Genomic DNA, 21048 nt, shown 5'->3' with positions numbered 1-21048 from the left:
TATGAACCATATCTGTACTTGGCTATGTGCTGACGAAAAAGGAGAGGAAAGCGACTTTCCTCAGTCCGGAATGAAGTCTTCCAGCCAGAGCCATCAGAACATTTACTGGAGATGTCTTATTGTGTTTTTCGTCAGCAGCACCCGATTTAACAAGGAAGAGAAACACCTGCTGTTTACTAACCTCAAAACGCTTCCGGTAGTAGATGACAAGTCCGTTTCAGACATTTTGAAAGACCTTGGTGTCGAAGTAATACATGTAGATTTCAAGTATAAAACGCCTAAAGGCTACTTCGGATCCTTTCAGAATCAGTTCTTTGAGTTTTCCATACTTGAATATATCGCACAGAATAAGCATAATGACCACGACCTGTATCTGATCGCAGACTCTGATTGCATCTTTATTAAACCGGCCAAACGACTTTTCAGAGAAGCAGCTCCCAATGGATTTATATCTTTCGAGATAGACAGTCCCGTACATCACAAAATTAACGGCTTAAGCAGGCTGGATATGCAAGTGCTTTTTGCCGAAATGCTAAATAAAGAAGTCAAGGAAATACCTTCGTATCACCTGGGTGAATTTCTGCTCTGCAGTAATGCTCATATTAAAAAACTTTACGCAGACTTCCTCGAGCTCTGGCCTGTGTTACTCGAACGTAATGACAAGGGACTTGAAAAGCTCAACGAAGAGGCTCATACCCTGAGCTTTCTGTACTATAAAAACGGTTGGGAAGCTGCTAAGCAGAATCTATTCATGAAGAGGATCTGGACCAATCCTGTTTTTTACAGGAATGTTGCACCTTCAGACTTGAAGCTCACGTTATGGCATCTTCCAGCAGAAAAAACCTTTGGTATCGCGCGTCTATACGACTATCTGATCTTTCGCCTGGACGAATATGGAAGAAATATATCTGACAGAAGCTTCCTTGGTCTGGTCAGAAAGGCTACAGGAATCCCCCGGTTAAAAACCTCCCGAAAGATCGGATACTATTCAATCAGCTATTATAAAGCAATCGCGAAAAGGGTCCGCAAGTATGCGGGCGCGCACTGATAACTTCTCTAGTGAACAAAGCGATCACGACCATTTGATCGCATCCCGCTCAAGGCGGTACATCCTTGAAATAAATATTTTCTGATGAAAATTGCCATTCTATTGACCACATTCAACAGGAAACAGAAAACCCTGTCGTGCTTACGCAACCTCAACAGACAAAAGCTTGCTCAGGATACTCAGACTGATATTTTCATTACCGATGATAATTCATCCGACGGTACCGCCGAAGCTGTTGCTTTTCATTTTCCTGAAGTCCATTTATTAAAAGGTACAGGCTCGCTGTTCTGGGCGGGAGGTATGCGTAGCTCCTGGAATGCAGCGCTTTCCGGAGACTACGATTATTACCTGCTATTAAACGACGACACGCTACTAAAAGATGATGCTCTCAATACGATGCTTCAATACAATATGCGTGCGATCGCAGACGACCGCTTACCTGCAATCTGCATCGGAAGTACCTGTGATCATGAGGGCAATATAACCTACGGAGGAAAGGCACTGACATCCAAGTATTCTCTTCAAGGCAAGTTTATTTTCAGCGAAGAAGAATTTATGCCTTGTGATCTTGGAAATGCAAATATAATGCTGGTACCCGCTATTGCAGTAAAACGCATCGGTATCCTGTCGAGCGCCTTTACTCACGGGATCGCCGATTACGATTACACACTAAAGGCTAAAAAGGCCGGCATTGATGTATTGGTAGCTCCGGGTTTTCTCGGTACATGTATTCATGATCATGACAAGAATTGGAAAAGCACTAAAGTTCGTTTAAAGGAGCGAATAGCCTTTCTTAAAAGCCCCAAAGGGCTGGCATATTCTGAATACCTTAGTTTTATTCGTTATCATTTTCCGTTCTCGTATCCCGCAGCTTTTTCCAAGCTCTGGCTCAAGACGCTCTTCCCTGTTCTTTGGGACACATTCAAAAAGTAATCAATATGCCAAGTCCCGTAATTATATTCTGTTATAACAGACTTGATAATCTTAGACGCACGGTCGAGAATCTTCAGAAGAACATCCAGGCCGGACTTACCGATCTATATATATTCTCTGATGGACCCTCAAAAGAATCAGATGAAGATAAGGTAGCCGCCATCCGCGAGTATCTTCCGACGATAACCGGGTTCAGAGAGCTTAACATTATCAACTCGCAGGATAATAAAGGTCTCGCTACATCCATCATAGAAGGAGTGACAGAAGTTTTGAAAAAGCACGAAACCGTTATCGTACTGGAGGATGACCTGCTCACGAGCATAAACTTCCTGAGCTATATGAACGAAAGTCTCGAATTCTATAAGGATAACAGAAAGGTACTTTCGATCTCAGGATACAGTTTTCAACTCGCCTTTCCGCAAGTCTACGTATACGACAATTACTTTACTAAGCGTAGTTCCTCATGGGGATGGGGAACCTGGCGCAACAGGTGGAACGCGGTAGACTGGGAAGTTAGAGATTATGACAGTTTCGCCCGCAATCCTGCCGCACGGAGAAAATTCAACCTGATGGGAAGTGATATGGCCGGCATGCTTGATAAACAAATGAAAGGTAAGATTAGCTCCTGGGCCATCCGGTGGTGTTACCATCAGTTTAAAACAGATACCTACACGGCATTCCCTTCATTGTCCAAGGTCCAGAACGTTGGCTTTGGAGATGCGGCAACTCATACATCATCCATTCAACGGTCCAGATTTGCTACATCACTCGATACGACAGGTACACACGTATTTAAGCTAAATCCTTTCGTGAGTTTGAACAACTTGCTGATAAGGCAATTCGTAAAAAAATACAGCATCGTAACGAGGCTTAAGTATAAAGCGCTTTCGCTCATCCCGATATAGCGCGTCCACAACACTCTGCCCATTCCTGCTTAGTCCCGGTATGATTAAGAGCAACATGCTCCTGATGATTCATACCTATGAAAAACAAACTTACATCCTAATGAAAAAAATTGCAGTCATAGCTCTGTGGTTTGGTCCCTTGCATGACTATTTCCGACTATGGACGCGTTCGCTACGTGCAAACGAGGATTATGATTTCCTCCTTTTTACCGATCAGGATATTGACCGATCGGAAATTCCGGACAATCTCAAAGTAACAACGCTGACTTTGGAAGATTTAAAAGATCTCATCAGACAACGTCTTCACATCAAGCCGACCTTTGAGTTCTCTTATAAACTGTGCGATTTCAGACCGGCATTTGGAGAACTTTTCGCTCCTCTTCTTACTAATTACGATTTCTGGGGGTACTGTGATATGGATCTGATGTTCGGTAAAGTGTCACACTTCCTTACTGATGATATCTTGTCCTCCTACAAGAAAATCTTCAACAGGGGGCACCTCACATTATATAAGAATGAGGAGTATATAAATACGCTTTACCGCTCCTCAAAGTCGATCGACGCACAGGCCATAATGGAATCAAATGCCTGTTTCATCTTTGACGAATGGCACGGCATCCATCAGATATTCAAGGAATTCAACATCCCTCAATACCATGATGAGTGCATAGCGGATATTAACCCGAACAAGGCAAGATACACATGCAGCAATATTCAAAATTATAAAAAGCAACTCTTCGTGTGGGAAAACGGACTCGTGAAGCAGTACTTCTTACACGAAGGTAGCATGCAGCATCGGGAGCTTGCCTATATCCATTTTCAAAAGAGGAAGATTTGTATCAACGATGTAAGCGTATATAGCAGCTCATCTATTGCGCTAACCTCCTTGTCCTTCATTCCATTAAATCAAAAAGTCAGCCCAGGTCTGATTAGCAAATACGATCAGCCTAACTACCTACATTTTCTGCAGCGACATTCAAAGAGGCTACTTAATGCTCTTTCTAACTATACTAAAAAGTCGACACCTATCGACAAGTCTTTGATCAGCAAAACAATAGAAGCTTAATCCATTAAAATATCAACCTGTGAAAATATTACTCATCCATACATTTTATGGGCAAAGTGGCGGCGAAGACCAAGTGTTTAGAAATGAATGTGATCTTCTTTCCGGTGCTGCCGAAGCCAGACAGCTGTGTTTCGATAATGGAGGAAAAAAGATACAAGTTCTATTTAAGTTTATACTAGGGCCCTTCAACCTCTTTTCTTTGTCGAAATTCAGGTCCGCAATCAAGGCAGACAGACCAGATGTGATACATATTCATAACTGGCATTTCGCCGCCTCGCCGATATTGATAAGAGCTGCAAAAAAACTGCAGATCCCGGTTGTCGTAACTTTGCATAACTACCGTTTGTTATGCCCCTCAGCCACTTTGTTTCATAATGGCAAGCTTTTTACCGAAAGCCTTAGGGAACCATTTCCCTGGAAGGCCATCATGAGCAAAGTTTACCGGAATTCACGGATTCAGACCTTTTGGCTTGCAGCCATCACGCACTGGCATAAAAGACTTAAAACCTGGCAGGGAGTAGATCGTTACATCGCCCTCAATGAATTCTCAAAAGACCTCTTCCTGAAGTCTGACTTGAATCTCAGCGAAAATCAGATTGATGTGAAGGCAAATTTCGTAACCGACGGTGGATGGAGTGTTAAGGGCCAAGAAAAATATTACCTCTTTGTAGGCAGGCTAAGTCCTGAAAAGGGAATACCCACTCTCCTGGCGGCCTTTTCAAACACGGAATATGAACTTCGGATTGTCGGTGACGGTCCTCTCCGAAAAGATGTTGAGCGGTTTGCTGATGAATACAAGAACATAAGCTACCTGGGATCACGCTCCAATGAAGAAATAAGAAGCCTCATGAAAAGTTCTATGGCGCTTGTCTTTCCTTCGATATGGTATGAGGGTATGCCCATGACAATCCTCGAGGCATTTTCTACAGGAACCTGCGTTATCGGCAGCAGGCTGGGTGCTATGGAAAGCCTCATCACGCATGACCATAATGGCTACCTGTTCACGCCCGGTGATATTAGGGGCCTGCGTTCCAGTATAGCGGAGTGGGAAGCACTGGATCAGCTCAGCAGAACAATAAGAAGCATCAACGCAAGAAAAACTTACGAAACGCACTATACCCCGGAAGAGAATCTGGATAAATTGTTAAGCATCTACCGTTCAGCCATTGGTACGCAAGCCAGCCCCGTTGCGGAGAAAGGCGCGAGCCTGAAAACTATAGTAATGGATTTTCCGGTTTTTAATGCGGCCCTGGACAAGATGCAGCTAAACCAGAAAACAGTCATCAACACGATCAACCAGTATTCTTATGTAATGACTACCAAGGATCCCGTATTTAAAGAAGCGCTTATGTCATCCGATGTTCTGCTACCCGACGGTGTTGGGATAACCATTGCGTCAAGTTTACTCAACGGGATAAAGATGAATAAGATTGCGGGCGCAGAACTTCACGAATTCCTTCTGACAAAGCTTCAGAAGGAAGGGGGCAGCTGCTTTTATCTTGGATCATCCGAAACTACCCTCCTCAAGATCCGGCTACATGTCAATCAGGAGTTCCCGTCCATAACCGTTCATACGTTCTCTCCACCCTTTAAAAAGGAGTTTTCCGAGGAAGACAACCGCTTGATGATCGAGGAAATTAACAGAGTAAGACCCGATGTATTGTTTATAGGAATGACCGCTCCCAAACAGGAAAAATGGGCCTATCAACATTATAAAAGTGTGGATGCGAGAGTAATATGCGCCATCGGTGCTGTATTCGACTTTTATGCCGGAACAGTTAGCAGACCTTCGCAATTCTGGATAGATATGCGGATGGAGTGGCTCGTCAGATTGGTAAATGAGCCAGGACGTATGTGGAAACGATATCTTTATTACGGCCCCTATTTTGTTTACATCCTTATTAGTAAAAAATTAAAGAAAAGTTTAATAGTTCAACCCGATCTCGTCAAACAAACTAAGTCAATCGAGGTTTCCAATTACACGCTCAACTCTAAGAAAGCACGCGTGCACTAGACAAACCCGGGTTTTTGTAGCACTACATCTTACATACTTAACTAACGAATGAAAGAATACGATTATCTGATTATAGGAGCAGGTTTATACGGAGCCATATTTGCTCATGAAGCGAAGAAAAAAGGGAAGAAATGCCTGGTTATTGACAAGAGGCCGCACATTGGCGGTAACATTTATTGCGAAGACGTTAATGGAATAAACGTACACAAGTACGGAGCACATATCTTCCATACCAGCAACAAGAAAATCTGGGATTATGTCAATTCTTTCGTAGAGTTCAACCGCTATACAAACAGTCCGGTAGCTAACCATAACGGTAATCTCTACAACCTACCTTTTAACATGAACACCTTCTATCAGCTTTGGAAGGTCAAGACCCCTGCTGAGGCAAAGGCGATCATCGATAAGCAGGTTAAAGAGGCAGGAGTTGAAGACCCTCAGAATCTGGAAGAGCAGGCTCTCTCTCTCGTGGGTGCAGATATTTATAATACACTTATTAAGGAGTACACGGAAAAGCAATGGGGAAGAAAAGCAACCGAGCTTCCCGCATTTATTATCAAGCGCCTGCCAGTAAGATTTACGTTCGACAATAACTATTTTAACGACTTATATCAGGGAATTCCTATTGGGGGATATACCAAACTCATCGACGCATTACTTGAAGGAACGGAAGTTAGACTGGGTATTAACTACTTCGATTCACGTCAGGAAATGGACGAACTGGCGGAGACGAAAGTTTACACCGGTATGATCGACGAATACTTCGACTATCAGCATGGTGTCCTCGAATACCGAAGCCTCCGGTTTGAGCACGAAAAGCTGGATATACCCAACTACCAGGGAAATGCGGTGGTTAATTACATCAACTCGGAAATTCCTTACACCCGTATCATCGAACATAAACACTTTGAGTTCGGCGAACAGGAGCACACAGTGATTACGAAAGAATATCCGATGGAATGGACAAAAAAAGACGAGCCTTACTATCCCGTTAACGACGAAAAGAACAACGAGATGTTCAAGAAATATAAGGAAATGGCCCGTCAGGAAGAGAACACGATCTTCGGAGGAAGGCTCGCAGACTACAAATATTATGATATGCATCACGTTGTAGGACTGGCACTTAAAAAAACTGAAGAAACTTTTATTGATTAGTAACTAAAATTAGTGGATTTCGTATGCGTAGGAAATCCACTAATATGAAAAACCAATTTATGATCTTAATTCTCCTTCTTGCAACGCTCAGTTTCGCCTGCAAAAAGGAGTCGTCTGACGTAATTATTCCGGACAAAGCTGTTATTCAGGATAACGCAATTTCAAAAAAGTCCGGCAACACACTCATCATTTCTAACGGAAAAGATCAGCGTAAGGAACTTCAGGATCTGATCAATACCTGGGCTGCCAAGAAAGAAAAACTTATTCTTCCAGCAGGGAAGTTTACGATTTCAGATGAACTCATTCTTCCTTCAAACGCATCCATCGAAGGTGCAGGCAATTCCACCGAGATCAAGCTTACTCCCGGAAGCAGAAAAGGACGCAATGTCTTTAAGATTCCGACCCGCACGTCCAACATCCGTTTGAAAAACATCCGGATCGATGCCAATCAGGCTGCCAATACCGGTGCAGATCTGGTGGCATTGTATGTAACCGACAACGTCAGCGACCTCCACTTTGAAAACGTAAATTTTGCAGGAGGAAGAGACCGCGGCGCTGTTCAGATCAAAGGACTCAACGACTATCAGGTAAAGAATGTTACATTTCTGAACTGCAATTTTTCCGAGGCAGGGCGCACGAGCCTGGAGATGAGAGGAACACGCGACGTATCCATAACAAACTGCGTGTTTGCCAACTGGGGATCGCAAAACCCTAACTCCCCGGCCATCCAGCTGCAAAGCCAGCATAACTACAACACCAGGATTACAAAAAACACGTTTAACAACACTTTCGGGAAACAATTCGCAATAGAGTGTGCGGCTGCCTATGTGATCGACGCTGTAATTACAGATAATAAGCTTAATGACCCTAAACACCTGGGAGGGAACGGAATATCCGGGTACTACAAAAACACCCTGATTTCCAAAAACGTATTTAGTGGTGGAAACGGAAACCACAGGAGCGGTCTGGAGATATTCGGACAAAAAAACACGTTGAGCTATAACACCATTCCTGCAGGAAGCATAGCAATCGCACCTGGCTTAAAGGAGGACGGTTTTGGAATCATGATCAATAACAACACGGTTAAAACCAAGGGTGACAATGTTGGCGGCATCCAGATGGGTAATGGTGGAAACAACCTCAGCGATATTACTGTAAAAAATAACATCGTCGACACTCGTCTATCCAAAGGCAACTCTTCCGGTATAGTGGTAGGAACTTACGGTATACCAAGAGTGGTTAGCAAAATTACTGTAGAAGGAAATACGATTTACACAAATGCACACTGTATCCGTCTGCAGGCGCTTCCAGGAAGCAGAGACATCTCTCTCATCCGAAACATTTGTCAGCAGGGATACAGCTGGCTTGGTGTGATAACCAATACTTTTGCTAATGTAAAGGCTGTCGGCAACGTAAAGAATCTGGCAAATAAGGCAATCAGTTACGCCGTAATCATGCCTCCTATCATCGAACAATAAATAGTTTTTACATAAAAAAGCTGCTTATCTGCAATCATGCAGATAAGCAGCTTTTTTTGTTTAAAAGTGTCGCATATACACCTCTGCGACGCTGTCTAGTCGCTCTTTCTTCTCCCTGTTCCATCCCGGCTGTAGACATGCCTCCACAACATCACCCTCACATGTCACCCGGTAAGCTCCAAAAGCGGCCTGGAGATTATGCCCCTTATCGGTTGGGTCTTCTCCGGATACCAGGATCGGGATCCCCCGTTCAATCCATGCTGCAGCTCCGCCACTTTTGTTTATTCCGTCAACGGGCGTAGTGACTACTCCAAAATCAACCAGATCCATTGCGCGGTTAATGATACCCGCCGACTGCATGCCAAGCTCAAAAACCCGCATAGGCAAGCTGCAGCCTGAGAGTCTTGCCAGATCCTCTTTAGAACTATTGCCTATCAAAACAACGCAGCATTCGCGGCCGAGCACACCTGCAGCTTCATAAGCATTTTTTATTAACGCCTTAAAACCAGCGATGGGATAGATACTTCCGAAAAAGCCAAGTACCAGCCTATTTTCACTACCTCTTAACAAAGGCTGCAGGCCAGATTTCGCGATTACTGCGTCCCAGGATTCCTCTGAAACCCGCGAGGCCAGAGGAATGTTGCTAAATACCGGAACGAGCAGAGGTTGCACTCCCAGCTGCTGAAGACGGTCCTGGTACCGCTCAATATTGGTGAACACCTCCCGGGGCTTGAGCGAAGCGAGCATTAGCCTCAGAAACCAATATTGCAGTTTTCCAAGGACGACTTCCTTTGGAGGTGCAGACGCTGACATGCCACACCACAGCTCATGAAACATAATATGCAGATATCGGCTATCCGAGAGCTTCTTCACCAGAGAGATCATGCCTAGCGGCAAGCCATAGCGATGATAAGCAAAACCCACAAACTGCAGACTTATCCATACCGGATCGACCTCCTTAATTAAATCAGCTGACAGGGTACCCCGTCTTTTCCAGGACAGACGCGTTGACAACCTCAACGTCCTAAAAGATGAATCGCCTTCTTCTTCCCAGAGCTTAGTGTCCAAATGCTTGTCATGCAATGCAATAATTCCTACAGAATAGCCGTTTTCGACTAGTTTCTTACCCAGTCGTCTGGTGTAATCCCCCACCCCATCTTTGCCGTCCTCCAAAGAACCACAGATAAAAATAATCTTCATAACAACAATCCTGATTAACTAACAAACTGAAATGAGGCTATGCTACTTAGTGCTGAAATTACAAAGATTACTCCGCAGCTAAGAAAAAGTCTGGAAAGTGTACTTCATTCACATTATTTCTCGGATCTGTGTTTTACGGGGCGACTGGAAAAAATCATCGAAGCTATATCTTATATTTGATAGTAAACGAACCCGGTGCAAACAATTAAAACCATAACCCTCTTGATTTCGCTTATGCTTTTAACAAGCGGTGGCAGAGCGGCACCCTACTACTTCAGCCGCTACCAAGTGGAAAGCGGACTGTCGAACAATACGGTAATCTGCAGTATGCAGGACCAAAAAGGGTTTCTATGGTTCGGTACCAAGGACGGCTTAAACCGCTTCGATGGTTATACCTTCAAGATCTTTAGAGAAGATGCTCTCAATTCAAACAGCCTCAAAAGCAACTTCATTCATGCCCTTGCCGAAGATAAAAAAGGCCGTATGTGGGTAGGAACAGACAGAGGGCTTTTTATATACAGTCCGCTAACCGAAAGTTTCACCCCCCTCAGCGGTTGTCCGACAGAAGACGTCAGGGAAATTCAGATCGATAAGAAAGGCAATATCTGGTTCGTTGCAGGCTTTACTCTTTTTACATACAACGAAAGCAGGAAGAAGCTCACTGAGTTTACCCCCTCAAACTATTTCGAAGCAACCTCCATCAGTATTCTGAAAGATGGACAGATATGGGTATCCTCCCGATACGGAACTCTCGAACATTACCAGGCTTCCAGTCAGACTTTCAACAGTTATGAGGTGTCATCAGCCTTACAACCCGAATCGTCCAAATGGATAGAAAAAATTTCAGACACCGGAAAGGGTTCTCTGTTTATCGGAACCTCAAATCAAGGTGTCAAGCTATTCGACATCAAGACCAGGACATACAAAAACATCCTTACCAGAAATCCTGATAACACAGAAATTTTTGCACGCAATTTTTTGTATGAATCAGGAGACCAGTATTGGATCGCTACCGAATCAGGAATATTTCTTTATAACATCCGCACGGGAGCTGCTACTAATATTAAAAAACAATATAACAACCCTTACTCCTTATCAGACAACGCTGTCTACACGCTTTGCAAGGACTGGGAAGGCGGTATCTGGGCTGGCACCTATTTTGGCGGGCTGAACTACTATCCAAAGCAGTACAATTCTTTTGAAAAGTTTTTTCCTATGGTAGGGGAAAACTCACTCGGGGGAAATGTCGTGAGAGAAATCGTTCAGGACAAATACTCGAATCTCTGGATCGGTACGGAAGATGCGGGCCTCAACAAGCTCGAAGCAGGAACAATGAGGTTTGAGCATTTCAAGCCTTCGGGCAAGCAACAGGATATTGCCTCCACAAACATCCACGGTCTGCTTCTCGAGGGCGACTCACTTTGGATCGGGACATTCGAAAACGGACTGGATCTTATGAATATCAGGACCGGAAAGATCATTAAACACTACTCGGCAGGAGCGGACAAAAACTCCCTAAAAAGCAATTTCATTTATAGTATTCACCGAAGCCGCTCGGGAGAGCTCTTCTTCTGCACATCCGGGGGCTTTTTTAAGTATAATCGAAAAGACGATAATTTTATTCACATTACCGGAGTGCCCGAGCGGATGTTCTACAGCACCATGCTGCAGGATAGTAAGGGCATATTCTGGCTCGGCTCATACAGGGAGGGATTATATTATTACAACCCTCAAACCGGAAAGCGGGGTTCGTACACGTATCAGAGTAATGACCCGCATAGCCTGAGCAACAACCGTATAAACCGGATATTTGAAGACCGAAAAGGGTACATATGGGTTGCTACCGAGGGAGGATTGTGCAAGATGAACCCGCAGACCGGTAAATTCAAGCGCTTCACCGTAGCAAATGGTCTACCAAGCAACTTGATATTATCGATACTGGAAGACGAAGAAAGTCAGCTCTGGGTTAGCACTTCTCGTGGATTAGCTGTCATTAACCCTCAAACCGGAAAAATAAAAACCTATACAAAAGCCCATGGGCTATTGAGCGACCAGCTGAATTACAATTCCGCGTTTAAGGACGAGTCCGGACAAATGTATTTCGGAAGCGTTAACGGCCTGGTACGGTTTCGACCCTCCTCATTTACCAGAAACACCTATAAACCACCAGTCTACATCACCGGTTTCCAAATATTTGGTCAGGAGATAAACGTCCAGAATACAAATTCGCCTCTCAGGAAGTCTATAACGTTCACTAAAAAAATAAGGCTGAGTCATGAGCAGTCTTCTTTCAGTATCGACTTTTCAGCTTTAAGTTATACTTCGTTGAATACCACCGAATACGCCTACAAAATGGAGGGACTTGACAACGACTGGACGTATCTCAAAACAAACCGTAAGGCGTACTTCACCTCCCTCCCACCGGGAAATTACACCTTCAAAGTAAAAGCAGCCAACAACAGCGGCGTATGGAACAACGAGGAAACACATCTTCAAATTGAAATCGTACCCCCTCTCTGGAAAAGCAGGTGGGCGTTGATCTTCTACGTCTTGCTCTCATGTGCCCTCGTTTATCTCGCTGTCCGGAATTACCACCAGCGCATAAAGACAAAAAACAAGCGAAGGCTTGAAATATTCGAACACAAGAAGGAGAAGGAAGTCTATCAGGCAAAAATTGAATTCTTCACGAATGTGGCTCATGAAATACGCACCCCGCTCACCCTGATCAAAGGGCCTATGGAAAAGATCATCAAACGTGCTGAAGAGGTACCTCAGATTAAGAACAATCTGCTGATTATGCAGAAGAACACAGAGCGTCTGCTTAACCTTACGAACCAGCTGCTTGACTTCAGAAAGACAGAAACCAGAGAATTCAGCCTTAATTTCGTCAAAGCCGATATCTGCGAACTGGTCAGAGATAACTATATCCGTTTTAAGCCAGCGGCCGAACAAAAAAACATACGTTTTACTCTGGAGCTGCCTGCCAGTAAATTCTTCGCCTATATCGATGTCGGAGCATTTGACAAAATCATGAGTAATCTGATCAACAACGCTATTAAATATGGTGCCCAGACCGCCACAATCCAAATACTACCCGTCTTTGAAGGCGACCTTACGTTTACCATTCTAATCAAGAACGACGGCTATATCATTCCCTGGAATATGAAGGAAAAAATCTTCGACACATTCTATCGGATGAAGCTCACAGAAAATCAACCGGGCAGCGGACTCGGTCTTTCCATTTCACGCTCTCTCACAGAATTACATAAAGGCAATCTGGAGTTGAGAGAGGTGCAAGCCAACTGCAACGTTTTTGCGGTTACACTTCCGCTGCATCAACAAATTGAATTTAACCCCATAATGAGCAAATAGCCCCTAACGCTAATCTAATGAAAGAAGAAATAGCAAACCGGCCAACTATATTGTTGGTAGACGATAATGAAGAAATTCTGGACTTTATCTCAGATGACCTGAGCGAAAGATACTCCGTCATTACCGCCCGAAACGGCAGGGAGGCACTCGACTCACTAAACGTTCACTCCGTTCAGCTCGTTATCAGCGATATCATGATGCCCGAAATTGACGGCTTCGAACTTTGTCGCCGAATCAAGTCAGATTTTGAGTACAGCCACATTCCGGTAGTTTTATTGACGGCTAAGAACACGCTGCAATCGAAGATCGAGGGACTCGAACTGGGCGCAGATGCGTATATCGAAAAACCCTTTTCCCCCGAACATCTTCAGGTCCAGATCGCGAATCTCCTTCTGAACAGAAGCAAGATTAAAGACTACTTCGCCAATTCGCCCCTGGTGCATATCAAGACGATGGCCTATTCCAAGGCTGATGAGAACTTTCTCGAAAAGCTCAATGAAGCCGTGAACCGGAATATTGCAAACATCGACCTCGACGTAGAACACCTCGCCGACTCCATGAATATGAGCAAACCCACCCTGTACCGGAAAATAAAAGCCATTTCTAATCTGACACCTCATGAACTGATCAACATCGCCCGACTGAAAAAAGCTGCCCAGCTTCTTGCCGAGAACGAATTCAAAATCTACGAGATTGCGGAAATGGTAGGATATAGCTCTCAAACGCACTTCGGCCGCTGCTTCGCCAAGCAATTTGGAATGCCCCCGACAGAATACATGCAAATAAAAATGGCTGAAAGGAAAACGAGTAACAGTGCTATCTAACTGTATACGATTCCTTTCAGCTCCATTTACCTATTTAGTTTGATAAAGAGGCTCATGCAAACTTTTGAGTTTCGCTGCGGGAACCTTAATAACCTTTCGATCATAGGTCATCAAGCCGTTCGTTTCAATTTCCACGTCGGTCGTCTGCGTATAAACTGCAGCAGACAGGCCATTGCGGATAAGGTTCTGCATGGTTACCATAAAGGACGAGTAGCGCTTTATCAAATCATCCGCGGTCTTGAAGCTCTGATACCCCCAGTTATCCTTCTGCTGCCATACATGTCCGTTAACCGGCAAACCCAAACCGCCAAACTCACCTAAAACCAGCGCCTGCTTAGCCCCGAAGAGGTCGGGACGCGGCATTACGGGATCAGGGTAGTTGTGCAGATCAATGATATGCCCAACCGGGAAAAAGTTACCTCCACTCGCGCTGTTAACCAAACGCGAAGGGTCTTTCTGCATGGTCCAGTTTGTTATTTCAGTGGTTTTAAACTGTCCCCATGCCTCGTTAAAAGGCACCCATACCACAATCGATGGGAAGTTATGAAGAGCATCCATAATAGCATTCCATTCTTTGCGGTAATACCCCTCCGACTCCTTGGAGCGCTCCTTCTCGGTACCCTTTCCGGCGACACCCGGCCGAGATTCCCATTGATTTCCGAGGTCTCCGCTCGGCATATCCTGCCATACCAACAGACCAATGGAATCACAGTAGTAGTACCACCGCGCCGGCTCCACTTTAATATGTTTTCTGATCATATTGAAGCCCATTTCTTTGGTCTTCTCGATATCGAACTTCAAAGCCTCATCAGTAGGTGCAGTATACAGCCCGTCGGGCCACCATCCCTGATCCAACGGACCGTACTGAAAAACAAACTTATTGTTGAGCAACATCCGCTGGATGCCTTTGCTATCTGCCGCCATGGAAGATTTACGCATAGCAAAATAGCTCTTCGCTTCATCGATTGCTTTCCCGCCCCTGACAACGGAGATCTGCATCTTATATAAGAAAGGGTTTTCCGGCGACCAAAGTTTGGCATTTGGAATAGTCAAATTGACAGCAGTGCCGTTGCTTACCTCCTGTTCTGCCACTTTAACTACTCCATCCCAGGCAGATACCCTCAGCCGGTCGCCCGAACGAAGATTTTTAACCTGAGCGCTTACCATCACCAAACCCTTGTCAATATCAGGTGTCTGCCTGGTTGTCTGAATATATGTTTCAGGTACAGCCTCCAGCCAAACCGTTTGCCAGATACCCGTTACGGGTGTGTACCATATTCCCTCTGGCTTGCGTACCTGCTTTCCGCGTGGCTGAGGACCTTCGTCTGTTGGATCCCAGACGCGTATGGATAAATCCTGTTCCCCCCCGCCTTTAAGCAATGATGTAATATCAAAAGAAAAAGGATCATTTCCTCCCTGGTGTACGCCGGCCTCCTTACCGTTTACAGAAACTCTTGCCTCCCAGTCTACACCCCCAAGATGCAGAATCATCCGCTTACCTTTCATGGAGGACGGAACGGAAAAACGTGTATGGTACCAAAGTACGCTGTCTTTCCCTACATTTCGGCCCACACCCGAAAGCGAAGATTCTACGGCAAAGGGAACAAGTATCCTTCCTTCGTAAGACTTTGGCTTACTCTCCGCTTTGGGTCTGATAGCATAATTCCATAGCCCATTTAAGCTCTTCCAGTCAGCGCGCACCAGCTGCGGCCGGGGATATTGGGGATGCGGGTTGGATACGTCTATTTTTTCTGCCCATGGCGTCTGAATTTTGCCCGGAACGGATTTCCATCCCGAGTCCTGCCCGGAACTGGTAACTGCAAAAGCAAACGTGAATAAGAATACAGCGCAAAGAGTTTTCATAAAGGTAACTGGTTAGTTAGTATACGTTTGGAGTCTGCTTCCAAGCACTGAGCAAAGCCGCGTACGGCGTATCAAGCTGATCTAAGAACACTTAGCTTGAAATGACTCTTTTTTTACTCTTCTCAAAGGACTGATTTTTTCTTTACACTTACCAGTAAAATACTTTCAAAGTTTATACAAATCGTATCATTCAATGAGGGACTAAACTCCGATCTGACAGGCCACCGCCAGCTACCTCGTTCGGCATTCGTTCTGATTCAGCGCATCAAGAATCCCTGTTGAGTCCATGTTAAGTCCCACTTTCCAGGGTTAAAGTCGGACTTAACATGGACTCAACAGGGGTTTAATAGGGATGCATTCAGACTCAGGTATCTATCAGGCCCAGGTAAGACCCCAAACAAACCACAGGAAATAACTCAGGAGAAAATCCTCTATAAAAACAAACGGCGCACAGAAGGTTGTTCCTGCACGCCGCCTGCAACAAAAGAAAACTAAACTAAAATCTAAGACCTTCGTCGAATTTAAAAAGAGGATAATCCGGACCCTCAAGGTATCCAGGTACGTCAGAACGTTGCTTTAGTACTGCCTCTTCGGAAATAGGTGTGGTAAACGGCATTTTTCCCGAAGGGTTGAACTTTCCTGTTAAGACGTCGAGTAAAGCATCTGTTGAGGTGCCAAAAGTAGCCACAACACCCTTTATGTTTTTCTTGTTCTTATCGTCGTATATTTCATCAATGACCCATGGATTGGTGTAATTCATGACCAGAATGGTCGGCTTTTTTGCCGTTAATTTGTTCACATAATCCACATCTACCGCATTTTTGGATAAAGAAAGATGCAGTGCAGAGCCGTCTGAATCAAACAGGGTCTTAGAACCAGGTGTTATCCATAAAACGATTTGATCAGCCTCTTCCGGAGTGTTTACGAACTCAATGTCGTAGTTATGATTCGTGCTTGTATAGACATTGCTGGGAGATGGTGTGCCTTTTTTCTGAAAGTACGATTCGAAATAAACCTTGGTTTTCTTTTTCAAGGGAAGCGCCGAGGATTCGTTTCGTAGCAATACGATGGATTTGCGGTAAGCAAGATCAGCTTTGTCCTGGAACGCCTTGCTGCCGACGATCTTTTCTGCATAAGCGACATCGACATACGGGTTTTCAAAAAGACCAAGCTCGAATTTCTCCAGTAATAGTCTGTGTACCGAATTATCGACCAGTTTCATATCTACCATTCCGCTTTTAACTGTTTCCAGTAATTTTGTCGGATCTGCAGAGCCTGAATAAAGGTTGATTCCGGCTTCCATTGTTTTCTTGTAGCGTTCAGTGAGACTCAAGTGCTCAGCACCCCAGGGCATCATGTAGATCGGGCCTGTATCCGAGTTGATTATCCCCTTGAATCCCAGCTGGTCGCGGAGGAGATCCTGCAATACGCCCTTGTTATAGGCGAATGCCACTTTTTCGTATTTAGTATCTAAAGGAATGGAGTAGTAAGGCATGATTGCAGAAGTTCCGGCGTCAATTGCGGCCTTAAATGGCTTCAGATGAAACTCCAGCATTCCACCGGGGTAATGCTGGTTCTTTCCCCAATCAAAGTGTGGATCCTGTCCGTCGACTACTGGTCCGCCGCCAGGAAAGTGCTTCGTGGTAACAGCGACTGAACCCGCTCCGAGCTTCTGTCCCTGAAAACCCAGCGTAACCGCTTTGATCATTTCTGATGCAAGGTCGGCGTCTTCACCGAAGGTACCTTCAATGCGCTGCCATCTGGGTTCTGTGGCCAGATCGGCCATGTACATATATCCCTTTCTTATACCTACTGCAGCCCACTCCTGCCGGGCGATGTCGGCAAATTCGCTGACAAGTTTGACGTCGCGCATGGCGGCCAGGCCAAGCTCTCCCGGCCAGGTTGAAAAGCCTGTTTTACCGACACTGAGTCCGATAGAAGCATCTTTGGTGATATGGTTACGCGGATTGGATGCCACGATTGCCGGAATTCCGAGGCCGTTGCTTTCGCAAAGTGCCTGTAGATTGTTTGACCATTCTGCAATGATCTTATTGGTGGTATTCGCCCGGATGATGAAGTGCCTGAGGTGAAACTGGGTTACCCCCTTTGTAGTTCCTGCCGCATAGATCATCGGGTAATCCAGCGGTTTATGTGTAAACATATTGATCTTGCGTACGATATCTACTTCATTGAAACCACTGCCGATGACATCCTTTCTGGGATTCTCATCGAACGACCAGTCGCCCTGTAAACGCGTGGTGCTGATGAGCATAAATCCGACTTTTTCTTCTACAGACATCTTCGAAACCAGATCATTCGCTCTTACGTCGTTAGGCAATCTCCAGTCTTCGTATTTATCGAGTTTACCGTTCTTATTCAAATCCTTGAATTCCAGCGCGCCAACTTTAAGAATCTTTGCTGATCGGTGTCCGAGCACAGGTTGTCTGGTTGCTTTGCTGCGGGAGTTCTGAGCCTGAACAGGAGTGTCCATCCCTGCCAGCATAATCGATGCAACAAACAGCGCGAGGCCGGCATGTTTCATTCCCTTTCTAAGGGTAGAGTTCCCCTGGAGGGGAGCTGCGTTTTGAATTTCTACTTTCATTTAATTTTAGTTTATTTTTCAATGGTGACGAAGCCGTTCGAGGAGCGTGTACCGCTGACTTTAAGCGGTATGCTCATGATGGCCCTCATCTATCTGACATTTTAATTGGGTGTATCTTTTGGATTTGTCTAGAACTTAATTCCCACGCTCAACTCGGTTGTGAATGGGCGGATGTAACTTCCGGCCATCAGATAATCCTGGTAGTTGGAAGCGTCGGTTATTAGCTCCGCGCCCGAAATCGTACCCCGTGCACCGGTCTGGTTCAGGAAGTTGACCACTGTAAGGCCCAAGTTAAATTTCTTATTCACGTTCCAGTTAAGGCCCCCGAAAGTTTCCCAACGACCGTTGAAATAGAGTGCGTTACTTAGGTTGGCTGTTTGCTTACCGAAGTAGCGGAAGCTCGACCATATCCTCAGATCTTTGGTAAAATTGTAGGAAGGGTCGATTTCCATCAGGATCTTGGATTGGCTGGTTACAATCTTGTCGTTAAAGCTGTAGTCGCTTCCGAAAGCGCTTACATTGAAGTTTTTATACTTCGGCTCCTGGTAGGTGAACAGGAAGTGAAGATTGAAATTTTTGAAAGGTTTCGCCACGATATCGGTGGTCCAGCCCATGGTCTGCACGTCATACGCATTACCAATGGTCTGTACCTGACCGCTTCCGCTTGGATCTGTCAGGTTAAAGCGCGTAAAGTAATTCGTCTTTTTGATGACAGAAAAAGCAGATACCAGGCTGAAGTTATCGCTCGTGTAGTAGACACCGACGCGGCCAAGAGGCACCACGCTGTTTTTGGTAATGGGCACCTGAGAACCTGCGTAGTTTACCAGGGTAGGGTTTTGAACATTGTAAGTAAACTCTGCTGTGATACCATATTTCTTCGCCAGCTTATAGACCAGGGCAGCGGTTCCTATAGGATTAATGCGAGTGGTCTTATAATTTTCGATGCTGGACACCTCCCCTGTGTTCGGGTTTGTTGCGCCGACGGATACACCGTCAAAACGAGCGTGCGGCATGTAGTCGACGTTCAGGTTCATCAATTCAACACGGGCACCATAGTATAGGTTCAGGCGATCTGTGATATCCCAATCGTCTGTGAAGAACAGTGCGGTTTTACTTTCTGAACCTTTATAATATTCACCGTTGGTGTTAAAATTACGGAAAGGAACGCCGTCTCTGTCGAGACGCTGAGGGTCTGCTTTCACTTCCTGGCTATATTGAAGGCTGTTAGCATGATGATCTACATGCGAATACATTTCGTTTATACCCAGGCGCCAGTTATGGTTGCCTGATCTTTTGCTTACCTGAGCAATCATAAACGCGTCGTTGATATTGGCTCGGTTAAGGATCATCAAACGGTTGAGGACGTTGCCTGTGTAGGCCTGATCAGTACCGGTAATGGTATATCGGTTAGCTGAATTTTGAATTGTTGCTGAAGGGATGATTCCGGTAGGGCTGGCTACGATAAAACCAGCATCCGAATTGGAATACATCGCGTTTACCTTTAGATTCAATCCGCTGTCATATTTATAACTATACAGAAACATGGCCTGGTTGACCTTCGTTTTAGCGGCATCTTTCAGGCTGGTATTTTTCTCTTCTCCGGTAAGGATATCGCGGTAGGTCAAGTTTCCATCTATCGGAAATGCGTTTGTAGTACCAAGCGGCATACCCTCAAGTTCGGTAATGCTTCCGTCGCCGTTATAGATAAACGGTGAGTTACCCACGACATTGGTTAGACTATGGGCATCTGCATATCTGTACATCAGGCTGACTTCACCTTTCCTGTTATTGAAATATTTCGTCAGCATTCCCTGGTAGATGGACGTTCTGTCGACATAGTCGGCGTAGGGTACGTCGAAACTTCCCGGGTCGAACATGTGGTAGGTTCCTGCTGAATAGTACAAGTCTTTACCGAGTTTCCCTGAGAGGTTCATATCGTAACGCTGCATTCCGAAATGGTTCATGCCCGTATTTAGGATACCGGTGAAATTATCATCCCCTTTGCGGGTATAGGAATTTACGCCATATCCAACGCGTCCGGTGGTTATAGCTACTTCGGAGATTTTGAGTACGCCGATATTTGACAGGCCCGATCCGGCACGCCAGAAGGTGTTTGGGTTACGCGGAAAGAAGTAGTAGACCGCCGGCATGTCATTCTCCAGAATGGTGGGCACGTCAACCGCTGATCCCGTAGGAATACCGATCTGAATAAAGCGGGGACCAGCGTTGTTCTCGGCGTTAAGCATGACGTTTCTGTTCGCTTCTTCTTTTTTTGAGGCGGGAGCCTGCTTCAGCAGCAATGAGTCTTTGGGACTTAGCTTCTGAGAATCAACAACCTGAGCGTATGCTGGCGACATAAATAATGTCAAGATGATTATGTAGCTCGCTACCGAGAGCTTGCAAATCGGGTTCCTTTTGTTTTTCATCAAACTTAGATTATTATATTATTGGTTCTATTGCTTTACTCAATGCTCGCCTAAGACTGTGGCAGAAAATTATATTTTTTTATAACCTATCTAAAAAACAGTCAATTATGATTATGTTAACGTACACACAAACATATGAAACAGGTAGTTAAAAGAGCTATA

General features: G+C 45.0%; 13 protein-coding genes. 9 read left to right on the top strand and 4 right to left on the bottom strand.

Annotation, left to right across the window (positions count from 1 at the left end):
• Position 1 precedes the first annotated feature (1 nt).
• The 7 genes from B0I27_RS04590 (at position 2) to B0I27_RS04560 (ending at position 8599) form a co-directional block, all read left to right on the top strand.
• Positions 2 to 1048: a hypothetical protein gene (locus B0I27_RS04590; RefSeq protein WP_106291889.1), complete on the top strand. Its 1047-nt coding sequence runs from the start codon at positions 2 to 4 to the stop codon at positions 1046 to 1048.
• 84 nt (positions 1049 to 1132) lie between these two features.
• A complete protein-coding gene (locus B0I27_RS04585) occupies positions 1133 to 1981 on the top strand; it encodes a glycosyltransferase family 2 protein (protein ID WP_106291887.1) in 849 nt (282 codons plus the stop codon).
• A 5-nt stretch (positions 1982 to 1986) separates the two neighbouring features.
• Complete coding sequence (locus B0I27_RS04580) at positions 1987 to 2886, top strand: glycosyltransferase (protein ID WP_106291885.1); 900 nt, start codon at positions 1987 to 1989, stop codon at positions 2884 to 2886.
• Between the two features lie 100 nt (positions 2887 to 2986).
• Positions 2987 to 3952: a DUF6625 family protein gene (locus tag B0I27_RS04575; protein ID WP_146133084.1), complete on the top strand. Its 966-nt coding sequence runs from the start codon at positions 2987 to 2989 to the stop codon at positions 3950 to 3952.
• Positions 3953 to 3971: 19 nt separating this feature from the next.
• Positions 3972 to 5966, top strand: coding sequence for a WecB/TagA/CpsF family glycosyltransferase (locus tag B0I27_RS04570; RefSeq protein WP_106291881.1), 1995 nt, complete (start codon positions 3972 to 3974; stop codon positions 5964 to 5966).
• 48 nt (positions 5967 to 6014) lie between these two features.
• A complete protein-coding gene (glf, locus tag B0I27_RS04565; RefSeq protein WP_106291879.1) occupies positions 6015 to 7121 on the top strand; it encodes a UDP-galactopyranose mutase in 1107 nt (368 codons plus the stop codon).
• A 59-nt stretch (positions 7122 to 7180) separates the two neighbouring features.
• On the top strand, positions 7181 to 8599 hold the full coding sequence (locus B0I27_RS04560; protein ID WP_146133083.1) for a right-handed parallel beta-helix repeat-containing protein: 1419 nt from the start codon (positions 7181 to 7183) through the stop codon (positions 8597 to 8599).
• 60 nt (positions 8600 to 8659) lie between these two features.
• Here the strand turns inward: B0I27_RS04560 and B0I27_RS04555 are convergent, their stop codons facing one another.
• Positions 8660 to 9799, bottom strand: a complete 1140-nt coding sequence (locus B0I27_RS04555) for a glycosyltransferase family protein (RefSeq protein WP_106291875.1) — start codon at positions 9797 to 9799, stop codon at positions 8660 to 8662.
• Between the two features lie 234 nt (positions 9800 to 10033).
• Between B0I27_RS04555 and B0I27_RS04550 the strand changes: the two genes are divergently transcribed.
• On the top strand, positions 10034 to 13171 hold the full coding sequence (locus tag B0I27_RS04550) for a ligand-binding sensor domain-containing protein (RefSeq protein ID WP_106291873.1): 3138 nt from the start codon (positions 10034 to 10036) through the stop codon (positions 13169 to 13171).
• Positions 13172 to 13188: 17 nt separating this feature from the next.
• Complete coding sequence (locus tag B0I27_RS04545; protein ID WP_106291871.1) at positions 13189 to 13995, top strand: response regulator transcription factor; 807 nt, start codon at positions 13189 to 13191, stop codon at positions 13993 to 13995.
• Positions 13996 to 14025: 30 nt separating this feature from the next.
• Here B0I27_RS04545 and B0I27_RS04540 read toward each other — a convergent pair whose 3' ends face one another.
• The 3 genes from B0I27_RS04540 to B0I27_RS04530 form a co-directional block, all read right to left on the bottom strand.
• Entirely contained in the window at positions 14026 to 15858 is a 1833-nt protein-coding gene (locus tag B0I27_RS04540) for a glycoside hydrolase family 2 protein (protein ID WP_106291869.1), read from the bottom strand.
• Between the two features lie 496 nt (positions 15859 to 16354).
• Positions 16355 to 18460 carry a glycoside hydrolase family 3 protein gene (locus B0I27_RS04535; protein WP_219904984.1) on the bottom strand — a complete coding sequence of 702 codons (2106 nt, stop codon included), beginning with the start codon at positions 18458 to 18460 and terminating at the stop codon, positions 16355 to 16357.
• 128 nt (positions 18461 to 18588) lie between these two features.
• Positions 18589 to 20817, bottom strand: a complete 2229-nt coding sequence (locus B0I27_RS04530) for a TonB-dependent receptor (protein ID WP_106291867.1) — start codon at positions 20815 to 20817, stop codon at positions 18589 to 18591.
• Positions 20818 to 21048: the final 231 nt, after the last annotated feature.

It is taken from the genome of Arcticibacter pallidicorallinus (assembly GCF_003002875.1).
Taxonomy (GTDB): domain Bacteria; phylum Bacteroidota; class Bacteroidia; order Sphingobacteriales; family Sphingobacteriaceae; genus Arcticibacter; species Arcticibacter pallidicorallinus.
This window is presented reverse-complemented; position numbering and strand designations above follow the sequence as displayed.